At 60.6% G+C, this 13,211-nt stretch carries 9 protein-coding genes and 4 pseudogenes; 4 read left to right on the top strand and 9 right to left on the bottom strand.

What is annotated here, in order from left to right; translation table 11 throughout:
* Window positions 1-140 precede the first annotated feature (140 nt).
* From OKW39_RS25395 to OKW39_RS25380, 4 genes and pseudogenes are all read right to left on the bottom strand, one after another.
* Complete coding sequence (locus OKW39_RS25395; protein WP_429564266.1) at window positions 141-290, bottom strand: hypothetical protein; 150 nt, start codon at window positions 288-290, stop codon at window positions 141-143.
* A gap of 901 nt (window positions 291-1,191) precedes the next feature.
* Window positions 1,192-1,908 carry an IS6 family transposase gene (locus OKW39_RS25390; RefSeq protein WP_429359893.1) on the bottom strand — a complete coding sequence of 239 codons (717 nt, stop codon included), beginning with the start codon at window positions 1,906-1,908 and terminating at the stop codon, window positions 1,192-1,194.
* Between the two features lie 66 nt (window positions 1,909-1,974).
* Window positions 1,975-2,640: pseudogene (locus OKW39_RS25385) on the bottom strand (IS66 family transposase); the annotation flags it as partial.
* 201 nt (window positions 2,641-2,841) lie between these two features.
* A pseudogene (locus OKW39_RS25380) lies at window positions 2,842-3,003 on the bottom strand (M20/M25/M40 family metallo-hydrolase); the annotation flags it as partial.
* A 15-nt stretch (window positions 3,004-3,018) separates the two neighbouring features.
* Between OKW39_RS25380 and OKW39_RS25375 the strand changes: the two are divergent.
* Window positions 3,019-3,150 (top strand): annotated as a pseudogene (locus tag OKW39_RS25375) (serine hydrolase); the annotation flags it as partial.
* A 51-nt stretch (window positions 3,151-3,201) separates the two neighbouring features.
* Here the strand turns inward: OKW39_RS25375 and OKW39_RS25370 are convergent.
* Window positions 3,202-4,347 (bottom strand): branched-chain amino acid ABC transporter substrate-binding protein, encoded by a 1,146-nt coding sequence (locus OKW39_RS25370; RefSeq protein ID WP_429563955.1) that lies wholly within the window; start codon window positions 4,345-4,347, stop codon window positions 3,202-3,204.
* 201 nt (window positions 4,348-4,548) lie between these two features.
* Between OKW39_RS25370 and OKW39_RS25365 the strand changes: the two genes are divergently transcribed.
* Window positions 4,549-4,746, top strand: coding sequence for a hypothetical protein (locus OKW39_RS25365; protein WP_429348335.1), 198 nt, complete (start codon window positions 4,549-4,551; stop codon window positions 4,744-4,746).
* 138 nt (window positions 4,747-4,884) lie between these two features.
* On the top strand, window positions 4,885-5,820 hold the full coding sequence (locus tag OKW39_RS25360) for a LysR substrate-binding domain-containing protein (protein ID WP_187630297.1): 936 nt from the start codon (window positions 4,885-4,887) through the stop codon (window positions 5,818-5,820).
* Window positions 5,821-5,843: 23 nt separating this feature from the next.
* On the opposite strand, the gene OKW39_RS25355 is transcribed toward OKW39_RS25360, so the two are convergent.
* The 3 genes from OKW39_RS25355 to OKW39_RS25345 all read right to left on the bottom strand — a co-directional run bounded on the left by OKW39_RS25355 (window position 5,844) and on the right by OKW39_RS25345 (window position 10,726).
* A complete protein-coding gene (locus OKW39_RS25355) occupies window positions 5,844-7,523 on the bottom strand; it encodes a hydantoinase B/oxoprolinase family protein (protein ID WP_187630298.1) in 1,680 nt (559 codons plus the stop codon).
* A gap of 1 nt (window position 7,524) precedes the next feature.
* A complete protein-coding gene (locus tag OKW39_RS25350; RefSeq protein ID WP_429563954.1) occupies window positions 7,525-9,636 on the bottom strand; it encodes a hydantoinase/oxoprolinase family protein in 2,112 nt (703 codons plus the stop codon).
* 369 nt (window positions 9,637-10,005) lie between these two features.
* Window positions 10,006-10,726, bottom strand: a protein-coding gene (locus tag OKW39_RS25345; protein ID WP_429563953.1) for an IS6 family transposase whose coding sequence is annotated in 2 segments (ribosomal slippage) — window positions 10,006-10,542 and window positions 10,544-10,726 — 720 coding nt in all. Because the reading frame shifts where the segments join, the coding sequence is not laid out codon by codon here.
* Window positions 10,727-10,780: 54 nt separating this feature from the next.
* On the opposite strand from OKW39_RS25345, the pseudogene OKW39_RS25340 reads away from it, so the two are divergent.
* Window positions 10,781-11,269, top strand: a pseudogene (locus OKW39_RS25340) (transposase); the annotation flags it as partial.
* Between the two features lie 423 nt (window positions 11,270-11,692).
* Here OKW39_RS25340 and OKW39_RS25335 read toward each other — a convergent pair.
* Window positions 11,693-13,201 carry an amidohydrolase family protein gene (locus tag OKW39_RS25335; RefSeq protein WP_429563952.1) on the bottom strand — a complete coding sequence of 503 codons (1,509 nt, stop codon included), beginning with the start codon at window positions 13,199-13,201 and terminating at the stop codon, window positions 11,693-11,695.
* Window positions 13,202-13,211: the final 10 nt, after the last annotated feature.

The raw sequence follows: 13,211 nt of genomic DNA, 5'->3' as shown, positions 1-13,211 counted from the left end.
AACGTTGAGTGCTGTCTGACGAAAAGCGCGAAAATCTGATTGACCTCCGCGCGAACCAATCGCTTTTCGGCGGCTGCCTTGACGAGAGACGCTCCACGCGGGAGATCGGGCTGCTGCCCGCCATCTCCTGTCGCTAGCGCCTAGCCCAGATCGTTCTGGGCGTCCGTGTACCCTTTCGCCGCTCGCGCATAAAGAGATGTTGCCAAAGCACGATCCTTTGGAACACCCAAGCCGTCGTAATACAACTGCCCGAGGGCGTATTGCGCCCGGGGGTCACCGTTGTTTGAGATTGGCTCCCAGATACGCCTAGCTGCTGCGTAGTCTTTCCTCTTGAGTCTTCCATGCCCGAGATGAAATCATCGCCACAACCAGCGAGCGACAACAGCATAGACGCCGTTGCAGCGAACAATGTGATCTGGCGAGCGCGCATCCCTCTTTCTTCCTTTTTATTTTTTCGAATGCGTGACGCGAGCTTATGCGCCTTGCAATTCCTTTCACAAATGATCTCTCTACAACTGCCGCCGCCAGTGCGTTGGTAGCTATCAACAACTTCGTTTCACGGCCGCATAAAATCATGCGCAGGCGCGCGAGCTCGCACGGCACTGCACATACGCCGCAGAAGGAACGGCAGATTGTCTAACGGCAACAACCAGTGATTCTTGAGCGAAAAATCGGACGCGCGGTTATCGGCCGTCCAATACATGAAGCGCAACTTTGCGATGTGGCCAGCGGGATTTGGCCTCGGGATACCGGTTATGTCGCTCTTCGCCCTTGGGGTGAGCCTGCAATACCTACGGCAGACGGGTTTCAATGGCCGTTGTGCCGCTGGAAGCTGCCAATGAAGTAACCCCGGACCGAGTGGCCGGATCGGGTGTGCGCCGTGAAAAGGTGGCGCTTTCCAGCGGGTGTAAGCCCCGCCCGGCAACCGCTCCAGCCGGAAGCAACCGGAGCAGCTATGGAGGTAACGAAATGGCTGAAGCCTTCGGTGATGCGTGTCACAAATTGGTGACAGCGCGAGTGTGCAGGCCGTAACGCGAGTGAACGCCGAGCAAACCTCGAAAAGGTCGATGCGCAGGCCGACCCGACAACCCTATCGGGGAAGGCTGATACGGCTGGGCGAATGAGCAGGCTGGACGGTTGTGTCGCGATAAGATTGGCAAGGCAAGAAAGTTCCGCAATGACAAGGAGTCCTTACGCCACCAGCGAATAGAACTGATCGGCGGCGGTTCGGGCGACGCCGCTGTCCTTCATTTCGCCTTTCCTGATCATATGCATCGTCTCAATGCCTGACAGGATGATGCGGGCACACCGGAAATCCTTGAAGCCCATCATGGGCCTGGTTCGTCGTTTGATCGCCCGATGATCCTGCTCGACGATGTTGTTCAGATATTTGACCTGCCGGACCTTGATCGGCGTTTCCCGCTCGGCGTTGATGCCCTGGAGGGCGGCCAGATTCGCCCCGCTTTTATCCATGGTCACGGTCTCGGGCGTCCCGTTCCGATCGATGGCTTTCTCGAAGTAACGGCGCGCGGCAGCTTTGTCGCGATACGCCCGCAACAGGAAATCCACCGTATTACCGGCCTTGTCCACCGCGCGATACAAGTACTTCCACTGGCCGCCCACCTTGACGTAGGTCTCATCCATCCTCCAGCTCTTGCCGACCGGACGTTTGTGCTTGCGAAAGGCCTTCTCGAACAACGGTACGAGTTTGATCACCCAGCGATGCACGCTCGAATGGTCGACCTCGAAACCCCTTTCGGCCATCATTTCCTCGAGATTTCGCAAGCTCAGCGAGTAGGCCACATACCACCGCACACACAGCAGGATCACGTCCAGCGGATAGTGCAGGCGTTTGAGTACATTCGCTACGCCGGCAGGCAGGGCTTTTCTCGCAGTCGCATTCTTCATATCACGCTTCACTTCAGGAAAATGTCCGCCTGAATTTTACTCCCGCATCCTTAGCGCGACACAACCTTCGAGCGCCTGCGCGGCACGGCCGCCCGGTTTCTTCATCCCCTTGAGCGCATCAACGAAGGCGCGACGGGCGTGAGCCAGGCAGCCGAAGTGGGTGGGGCCTTCGAGCGTGCGCCAGGCGGCATATCCATCCGTCATCAGCAGGCCTTGATAGCCCGCGAGGAACGCCTGCGGATATTCCTGCCCGCGCCCCGGCTGGTACTTGAAACGCACGTGCTGCAACACCGACGCCTTCGCCTCGATATGCAGCTGCTCGCTGATCTCTTCTCCCATACGGTGAAGCTCGTGTGCGCAGCACGGACATATCTTCTGGTCATCAGGCAGGTCGTATTCGATGCGCTGACGTGGCAGATCCGCCGGCAGCGGTTTGCGTCCAGGACTGCGCCGTACCGGTTCCGGCGCATCCGGAAGGCCAGTATCGGGCAGTGTGAAGGTGTTGTCAGCGACGTCCTCGTCATGCGCTTCGGTGGCAGCGATCTGCGCAGCCTCGTCGAACACACGATCGCGTAGCTTCTCACTGCTCGGGGCGAAGCGTTTGCTCTGCGCCAGGCGGAACTGCTCCTCCAGCTGGGCAATACGTTCGCCCAGTTGACGATTGCTTGACTCAAGTTCACGGATATAGGCCTGGGCGGCCGGCGGCAACCGGGAGAAGTCATCTTCATTCATGCTCCCAGGATAGCCGAATGCAACGCGCTACAGGTTTACGGAGATTTGTAACCGTCCCCCGTTGCGTGTTGACCTGCATGCCGGTCGTTAGCTGGCGTGGCGGTACCGCCGCGCCGGATGACGGTGCATTGCATCGATGTCGATGCCCTCGAGCAGCCAGCGTAGCTGCTCGGTCGTCAGCTCGATTACCGCCTGTTGCCGGCGGCCGTAGATTCGATCGCCGCGGATGACCGGATCGAAGGGATCACTTGACCAGTTCTGGCCGGTTACGGGAACGACATCGGTGTGTCCGGACAGCACGACGCCGCCATTCGTCTCGCCGTGCATCGCTGGCAACGTCGCGAACAAACGCATCACCCGGCCGATGCTCGGATTCCGTTCTTCTGGGTCGATCCACGCGAGGACCTGATCGTGCTGTTCCTCACCCAATTCCTGCCGTCGAGCGCACACCCGGTGCGTCGTCCGTTGCGCACGCTGGTCTACAGCGCGATCACGGCGTCTGGACCCTGAGGTCCGCACCTTTGGCAGGAGTAATGGATTGCCTCGCCAGCTTGACGCGCATCAGGACTTCACCGGCACCCACTTGCCCTGCTCAACCTTGAACAGGGTGGTCTTTGGATTCTTTAAATCGCCGAACTGGTTAAACTCCACCGTGCCGAACACACCTTGAAAGGACAGCGTCGAGATGGCCGGGGCAAACACCTTTGGGTCAGTCGAATTGGCCGCCTTCATGGCATTCACGATCACCCAGATGTCGTTATATGCAAACGGAGCAAAGCCAATCGGGTCAGCCCCATACTTGGCACGGAAGCTCGCGAGAAACACCTTGCCTTGCGGAAGTTGGTCCAGGATGGCGCCCTGCTCGAAGGCGTACATTCCTTCAGCGGCCTTGCCGGTACGGGCAAGAAAATTCTTGTTGGCATATGTCGCCCCAGCCACGAACGCCCCGCGGTAATCCAACTGACGAGCTTGCTTGACGATCAACGCGCCTTCTGCGCCGAGGCACGCGACGAACACCAGATCCGCCTGCTGACCGATGATGTGAGTCAGGACCGCCTTAAAGTCGGTGGCTTGGTCTGAGGTGAATTCGCGGGCTGTGACCTGCCCGCCCTGGGCTTTCACTGCTGCGTCGAATTCGTCGGCCAAACCCGCGCCGTACGCAGTGCGATCATCGATGATCGCAATCCGCTTGGCGTGGAGGGTCTGTACTGCCAGCGCCGCGGCCGCTTCAGCAACCGTGTTATCGGTGCCGTACGGACGAAACAGGAGTTTGAAGCCTTGGTGGGTGATCGTGGGGTTGGACGACGACGGGACAATCTGCACCATCCCGCTTCGGTCGTAAACCGAAGACGCCGCCAGCGTGGTACCCGAGTTGAAATGCCCGACAACCGCGACGACGTTCGAATCGATCAACCGTTGGGCGGCTTGCACCGCCATCTTGGGATCGGCCTGGTCGTCCTCGGAATCGAGCGTGAGCTGCAACTGCTTGCCATGGATCATGATGTTGGTGGCATTGGCCTCGTCGATAGCCAAACGCGCGCCCATTTCCAGATCCTTGCCATAGCTGGCGGATGGACCCGTTAAAGGACCCGCGAAGCCGATCTTGACGGAGCTGTCTTGCGCGAACGCTGCGTGTGCAATTGCTGCGAGACTTAGCGTCGTCAGGCTTTTCAGCACCATTCGCAAAGCCGTCTCAAATCTAGCCATTTTGCAATCCTTTAAAGGTTAAGTGTCCGCGATAAACGGAGTTCACTTCGCGGGGACGTCCCGCCAGCACAGCGTCGACTGGAATGGTATCTTTTCAAAATCCGTTGTTCACGGAATACTTGCCTGAGCGTGAATTCTGTTTCATTGGTTAACCGTATTGTGGTTACGGTATCTACAAGCCGAATAAATGGCCCGCGAAAGATGGGCAACGGGAAGCGCGGCGCGTTCTCTGTTGCTGGTCCGATTGATCTTCGCGATCCGGAAATCGAAAGACAAACAAGAAAACAATTCAGCCAGGCCAAGCCAGGTTTGTTACGGGTAAACCCTTATCCATCGGTAACGCCGCAACGCGACAACGCCGTCGAGACAATGGAACTGAATCCGCATACCTGCACATGAATAGCTGGGTTCTGCGGCCGTTTTTTGTTCCACCTATACTCACGTACCGGCGGCCCCGCTGGTCAGTTTCTTCGACTGTTGCGTCGTGCACCCGACCGTCTCGCCAGCCCTCACTCTGAACACGAACACCTGCTGCCCATGCGCTATAGGCTTCCGCCGCTGAACACGTTCCGGATCTTTGAAGCGGTCATGCGCCGCGGCTCGATACGACAGGCTGCCGACGAACTCTGCATTACCCCGCAAGCGGTCAGTCACCAGTTGAAACTGCTCGAAGAATCGCTTGACAGGCCGCTATTCGATCGTCACGTGCGCAGCGTGGCAGCCACGGAATCCGCTGAGATGCTGGTGGAATATGTGCGGCGGGGACTCGACCAGATCTCCGAAGGCGTGACGTTGATCAAGAGGGCACGCGCCACACCCAAGCTGTTTCTGCATGTCAGCCCGTACTTCGCAACCGCATGCCTGATCCGCCACCTTGGTCATTTCACCCGTCAGTTTCCCGAGCTCGATTTCAGAATGTCGATCGGTGTGGACCTGGTGGACTTCGACGATCTCGGCCTCGATGCCGCGATTCACTGGGGTTATGGCGGCAACAGCGATTTCACGGAAGTGCCGTTGATCGAGGACCTGAAGGTACTTGCCGCGGCCCCGGCGCTGCTCAAGCAGAATCCCGTGGAGAAACCCGAAGACCTGCTGAGGCATACGCTGATCTCACCACTTGGCGGTAATAGCCTGTGGCACGACACGCTCGCGCTGCTCGGTATCGAAGAAAGACATGCTCAACCGACATTGCTGTTGCACACGCACAGCGCAATGCTCGAAGCGACGCTCGCGGGTCTCGGCGTCGGCTTCATTTCGTATCTCGATGCACTCACTGAAATCCGTTCCGGCCGGCTGATCGCGCCGTTCGGCGTCGATCTGCTGAGCAGGCTTCCACTCGAAAAAACACCAAAATTTTTCCTGCTCTACAAAAACGACCGCAAGAACTCCGACACCCTGATGAATTTCGCCGAGTGGCTGCTGGAAGATGTATGTCGCGAGGAAATCATCGGCTATCCGTCCAGGTGCCGCTAATCCCATAGCGAAACGCAGCATGCTCAGGTGCGGGGCCGCTGCGTGAAGACCCCGGGATAATCATGCTCGGCCTGCTCCGGGCTCAGATAACCGTATGCGACGTCGCGCTCCACCTGCTCAGCGGGACGCTCCTCCGCCCGGCCATAGCCGCCGCCGCCCGGCAGCTCGAGCACCAGCCGGCGGCCTTCGGGAATCGCCTGGCGGCCCTTGGCGCGCAGCGCCGTGCCGTCATCCAGGTGCACCTTGCCCGCCGCCCCGTTACCGCCCCCCCGATGGCCGCGTGCGGGAAACGCGACACGGTCGAACATCGCATTCAGGCTGAACTGAAAGCCCTCGCGAGCGCCGATCTCGATGTTCTGACCGAGACCGCCACGCCATCTGCCCGCGCCACCCGAATCCGGCCGCAGTTCCTTGCGCCAGATCACGATAGGGCCAATGCTCTCCGTGACCTCGACTGACATCGTATGCACGCCGCTTGGGAATGCCGTCGCGCTGAGGCCGTCGCTCGCCGGCCGGGCCCCGGTGCCGCCACTGTTGAAGACGAGCAATTCGTTGCGTGTCTCGCGGTTATCGTCGCGCGCGCCCTGAAACTTCATCTGCAGGTTCCACAAGGCGCTCGCGCCTTCGGCGGGGACGATGCCGGGACACATATCCTGCAGCGCACCCAGCACCACATCGGGAATCAGATGCCCGATCACATGCCGCACGGAAACCGGCAGCGGCCGTGGTGCATTGAGAATGCAGTCCTGTGGCGCAATGATTTCGAACGGCCGCAGCGAGGCCCAGTTATTCGGGATGTCCGGCGCAATCGCGCATTTGAGCGCGTAGCACGCATAGGCCTTGGTGTAAGTCAGCGGCACGTTGATGCCATATGTGCTCGGTCCCGACGTACCGGCGAAGTCGGCGAGCATCGCGTCGTCGCGTGCTTCGAGCGTGACTGCCAGTTCGACCGGATGCTCGTAACCGTCCACCGTCATCGCATAGCGATGCTGACCGCGTGGCAGCGCCGCAATGCGTTCGCGGGTCGCGCGTTCGCTATGCTCGAAGATGAAATTCGCGAGCTCTGCCAGATTATCGAGACCGAACTCGTCCATCATCGCTGTCAGCCGTTTGCGGCCGGTTTCATTGCATGCCGCAAGCGAATGGAAGTCGCCGATCACCTGATCCTGCTCGCGCACGTTGCTTTGCAGAATCCCGATGAGATCGGCATTCAGCTCGCCGCACCGGAACAGCTTCATCGGCGGAATGCACAGCCCTTCCTCGTAGACTTCGCCGGCGTCCGGCCCAAAGCCGCGCCCACCGATGTCGACCACGTGCGCAGTCGCTGCGAAAAAGCCAATCGGGTGTCCCGCGCCACGAAATACCGGCGTCACCGTGGTGATGTCGTGCAGATGGCCGGTGCCGAGCCAAGGGTCGTTGGTGACCAGCACGTCGCCGGGCGCAAGTTGATCCGGGCGGAAACGCGCAAGGAAATGGCCGACCGATTCCGCCATCGAATTGACGTGCCCGGGCGTGCCGGTCACTGCCTGGGCGATCATGCGCCCCTGCGCGTCGAACACGCCGGCCGAGAGATCGCCGGCTTCACGTACGCTAGTGCAGAACGCAGTGCGGATCAGCGTAACGGCCTGCTCTTCGACCACCGAAATGAGCCGGTTCCACATGATCTGCTCACGAACATGAATAGTGGCGTTAGTGGTGTTCATGTTATGCATCTCCTTCACGACGACGTTGAATGAGCAGGCAATCGTCCTGTTGCAGGACGACGCAAAAACCCGGGGTGACGAGCGTCGACGTTTCGTCCTCGACGATGATCGCAGGGCCATCGATACGTATGTCGCGCGGCAAGCTTGCGCGCGCATAGACCGCGCAATCGTGAAAGCGGCCGCTCCTCGCATCGAATACCGGCCGGTGTTCGAGCGCGGCAATACCGCCGTGGTCTGGCGCTGCCGAGCCGGCGCTCGGCTCGATGCGCTTGGGACGCGCCTCTACAGTGCATAAGGAAAGCGCCCAACTGACCACTTCCACGTCGAGCCCTGCCACCTCGTGTCCAAACAGCTGCGTATAGGCCTCGATGAAACTGTGGCGCAAGGCGGCCACGTCGAATGCCGTGAAACGCTCAGCCGCGACGCTGACGGGAATCTCCCAGCCCTGTCCGGTGTAACGCATATAGGCGCGTAACTCGCGTCGCAGTTCGCCTGTGTGGCCAGTCTCGCGCAAAAACGCGGCAACTTCGACGTTCATTTCATCTATCAGCGTGTTGACCATGCCGCTGTCGAATTCGCTCAGGCGCATCACCGCACTGCGCAGCGACTCGTAGCCGAATGGCGTGCGCAGAAAACCGATTGCGGAGCCCACGCCCGCGCCGGGCGGTATCAACAGTTGCGCGATACCGAGCTTCTCGCACAGGCGCGCTGCATGCAGAGGCGCCGCGCCGCCATAAGCGATCATCGTGTATTCGGCCAGCTCGCAGCCGTTTTCGACCGCATGCACGCGGGCGGCATTGGCCATGTTTTCGTCGACCATCTCCGCCACCGCGAAGGCGCCCTGCACTGGATCGCCTTGCAGCGGCTGCGCGATATCGCGCTCGACAGCGCCGTTCGCCGCAGCGGTGTCCAACTGGATCTTGCCGCCTGCGAAGCGGTTCGCATCGAGCTTGCCCAGCAGAAGATCGGCATCGGTGACGGTCGGCCGTCGGCCACCGCGGCCGTAGCAGGCCGGCCCCGGCTCCGAGCCGGCGCTTTCAGGGCCGACGCGCACCTGGCGCAAATCGTCGACATGCGCAATCGACCCGCCGCCTGCACCGATCTCGACCATCTCGATGACGGGAATCGAGATCGGCATGCCGCTGCCTTTCTTGAAACGATAGGTGCGCGCCACTTCGAAAGTGCGCGCGGTCTTTGGATGCTGTTCCTCGATCAGACAGATTTTCGCGGTCGTGCCGCCCATGTCGAAGGAAAGCACCTTGTCGAGCCCGAAGCGGGCCGCAACGTCGCTCGCGTAAATCGCACCACCGGCGGGGCCGGATTCGAGCAGACGCACCGGAAACTCAGCGGCGCTTTTCAGCGACATCAGGCCGCCGCCCGAGTGAATCATGTAGAGCGGACAGCGCATGCCTTCGCTTTCGAGCGCCGTGGCCAGCCGGTTGAGATAAGACGACATCAGCGGCTTGACATAGGCGTTGGCGCAGACGGTGTTGAAACGCTCGTACTCGCGAATTTGTGGCGAAACCTCGCTGGACAGCGATATGGCGACGCCGGGCAAGTGCTGCTGTAGATGCTCGCGCACCGCGCGTTCGTGGGTTGGATTGCGATAACTGTGCAACAGGCCCACTGCCACACTCGGGAATTCAGCAACGCGAATCGCCGCAATGATCCGCTCGAGGCCATCGAGGTCGAGCGGCACGAGCTCGTTGCCTTGCGCGTCCATGCGGCCGCCCACGGCGAAGCGGTCGCAGCGCGGCACGAGCGGCTTGGGCAGTGCGATGCTCAGGTCGTATTGCTCAAAGCGGCTTTCGGTGCGCATCTCGATGACGTCGCGAAAGCCTTCGCTCGTGATGAAGGCGGTGCGCGCGCCGCGCCGTTCGATCAGGGCATTGGTGGCGAGCGTGGTGCCGTGAACGATCGCTCCGATCTGCGCGGGTTCGATCGACGCCTGGGCCGCCGCACGCCGCAGAGCTTCGACAATCGCGCGTTCAGGCTTTTCGTAATCAGTCAGAACCTTGGCCGAGTAGAGTCGGTCGCCGTACTCCAGTGCGACGTCCGTAAACGTGCCGCCAATGTCGACACCCGCCCGAATCGTCTGTTTTCCGTTATGCATGCGCGGCTCTCTTACTGTGAATACGCGGGGGTGCGACAGGAAGCGCGTCGCGGCCTGTCACTGGTTCGATTGATCTTCGCTATTCGGGAATCGAAAGACAAACAAGAAAACAATTCCGCCAGGACAAGCCAAGCTTGTTGCGGGTAAACCCGTATTAACGTGTGGATTCGGTTATTCGCCCGTTTCGCGCCAGAACAAAAAGCGCGCAGGCGCAGGCTCGCGCCGAAGTTGGGCGAAGCAATCGCCCGGCATCAGAGCGCGCGGGGCGCACACATCGACGAGATGCGAAGACTGGGCAAGACCGGCGCGGTGTACGGCTGTGGTGCAAACTGGGTAGGCGGGCGAGAAATCGCCCATGTTTCGGAGACCTCAACGAGCTGAAAGAACCGCCATCCGAATCGAGGGCGAAGTGGTATCTTTGAGGTGCATGCCGGTGAGATCGAACTGGCCTTTGCGAATGCGATGCATCAGTTCGATACCGGAGAGGGTAACGGCGGCGCTGTGGAACCGCTTGAACCCAAGCATCACGTTTACCCGCGATTTGATGTGGCGGTGATCCTGCTCAATGAGATTATTCAGGTACTTCGAGGATCGCAATTTCGTTCGCCTGGGTAGCGACTCGTCGGTCCTCATCTCGCGGACCGCCCGATGAGATGCCGCGTAGCCGTCCAGCGTAATCGTCTCAGGAGCGCGTCCCTGAGTTCTGATTGCCTTCGCGAAGAACGCCTTTGCTGCCGCCACGTCGCGCCTCGCGCTGAGGCGAAAATCGATCGTCTTTCCCGCTCGGTCAACGGCGCGGTAGAGATAGGCCCATTTGCCGCGAATCTTCACGTAGGTCTCGTCGACTCGCCACGACTGACCGGCTGTCGTAGCCAACCGATTCCAGCGTTTGACGAACTCCGGCGTGTAGCCGCTTCACCCAACGCAGGATCGTAGTGTGGGCGAGGGACAGGCCGCGCTCAGCCATCATCTCGACAAGATCACGCAGACTGAGCTTGTAGCGCAGATACCAACGCACGCAAAGGACGATGACTTCGCGGTCGAAATGACGCCCGTTGAACAACCGTTCGAGATCTTTCAGCTTGCTCATTTGGCTCGTGGTCGTCAAAAGCTCAAGAGTAACAGACCGATGCGCCGGAATTGCACCACAACCGTTCCGAAGACGGTGACATCGAGTGCAACGACCCATGGTCGCTTCGGCAAGGAAGACATCATATTCAACGCAACGACGAACGAATACCGGTGCCCAGCAGGCGAGAGGCTCATCTGGCAGTTCTCAACCGTTGAGCGCGGCCTGAAGATCAGTAAGTACTGGAGTTCGAATTGCCAGCAATGTCCGCAAAAAGGGGGCTGCACGCCAAGACCTCAACGTCGCGTGACACGCCGGGAGCACGAAGCTGTTCTTGATGACATGTAGGCGCGACTTGATCATGCACCTGAGATGATGCGCATCCGGCGACAGACTGTCGAGCACCCGTTCGGCACGATCAAGGCATGGATGGGCGCCACTCATTTCCTGACACGGACCCTCGGGCGGGTGGGCACGGAAAAGAGCTTGCACGTGCTGGCGTACAACATGAAGCGGGTGATCAAGATACTCGGTTCAGAAGCGGTTATGAACGCGATGAGGGCGTGCCGCCCGCACGGGGTTGTTGTGCTCCGATTTGACGTTCGGGTTGCCGTAACCGACAAGCCGCGAGGTGCGCCGAGACAGGCTTCGTCGATTCCCAGCGGCTGCTCGTTTTGACACAGTCTGGGCCATCAAGGGACATCCATGTCGCCCGATCGAATGACCGAAGGTGGACACACAAACGACGTTAAATATCTGTCCGGGGCATCTTGCCATACCGCCGGCAGGGTTCGGTCCGGGTCCTTGGGACGCGGGAAGCCGCCATTTGCAGGGAGAGCTAACGCCAAGAATAATGGTATGGGCGGCTTGATGACTGGCGATTTCGAGCGGCGAGTTTCTGCTGAACCGGCGATTATCTTGCACCGGTGATTCGTGATTTGTCTCCACGGATCGGGGCGTACGGCTACCGCACCCTTGGCCGCACCGTCAACCGGGCAGCTTTGCCACGCAGGTCTGCCAATCGGCGTGCAGCGTCTGGGCTCGCGCGTAGACCTTCTCCATTTCCGCTCGCAGTGGTGCGACTGATTCATCGGCGAGGCCAAACTCCGCGCTGAGCGCCTCGTAGGCCGCACTAATTTCCCGCATTAGCGCGGCTTCATCGACGCGCGTGAGCCGGCCTTGTCGTATGACTGCCTCGCCCGCGACAAACACGCTGTCGATGGCGGCGCCGCGCTCGGCATACACGAGTTGCCGCACCGGATCGGTCAAGGGAGTGAAGCCTACGGTGTCGGTCCGGTAGGCGACCAGGTCGGCGCGATAACCCGGAGCGATCGCGCCTAGTTGCCCGCCTAGTCCGAGCGCCGTCGCGCCGCCGATCGTCCCTGCATGTAGCGCTTCGGCGGCCGACAACCAGCGCGAATAATCGTCGCCGCGTATCTTCGACAAAGCCGCGGCGCTGCCAAGCACGTTGAGCATATTGCAGGTGACGGTCGACGCGCAGCCGTCTGACCCGAGACTCACGTTGACGCCCGCGTCGAGCAGCTCACGTACCGGTTGCACGCCGGAGCCGAGCATCAGGTTGCTCCACGGATTGTGCTGGACGCTGACGCCAGACTGCGCCAGGCAGTCGATCTCCGCGTCCGACAGCCAGACCGCGTGGATCAGCGAGGTGCCCGGTTGCAAAAATCCCAATTCGGCGAGGCGCATCACCATGGGCTTTCCATAGAACGCTTGTGCCGTTACCACCTGCAGCCGCGTTTCCTGAACGTGGATGATGACCGGCAGCGCGTGCGTGTCGGCGAACGCGCGGCAACGCGCGAGAAATTCAGACGTGCAGCGCTGCGGCGCCGAAGGTGCGATCAGCATGCCGACCCGGTCATGCAGAGGATGGTGCCGCGCCAACTGGCTTTGCAGCAGCGCGAAGAACGCATCGGGCGAGGGCCGCGGCTGGGCGCGTAGTTGCGCGAGCAGAGCGGGCGGGAAAATTGTGTCGACGTCAGGGAAGTTATCGACGATCGCGCGATCCATCATCGAGAACCCGACGAGCGCGCGAATACCCGCGTCTTCGTAAGCCTGGAAAATCGCTTCGACGATGGCGGGGTCGATGGCCTGCCCAAGGCTCACGTCGTCGACCAGGGTGGTCGCGCCGCTGCGCAGCGACTCGAGCGCACCGATCAGGGTCCGCAGGTAAACCTGGCGCGGCGTCAGCTTGACCGGGCGGGGGGCGCGCACGTAGTGCATCCACAATTCGAGCGGGAGGTTTTCGAGCCGACCCTTATGAAAATGCTCGTGCGAATGTTGATGGCCGTTGATGAGCCCCGGCACCAGCAGGCAGTCGTCAAGGGGCACGCACTCTCCGTCGGTCGCGCTGCCGCCCGGCACGACTGCGGCGATGTGCTCGCCTTCGATCACGACGTCGACGCGCCGAGGCTCATAACGCTGCCCGGCGCCGTGTAATGCTCTGACGTTGGAGAGGATCTTGCGCAAGGATTTCACCCGGTTGAAG

This window comes from Paraburkholderia sp. MM6662-R1 (genome assembly GCF_050436245.1).
Taxonomy (GTDB): Bacteria; Pseudomonadota; Gammaproteobacteria; order Burkholderiales; family Burkholderiaceae; genus Paraburkholderia; species Paraburkholderia tuberum.
This window is presented reverse-complemented; position numbering and strand designations above follow the sequence as displayed.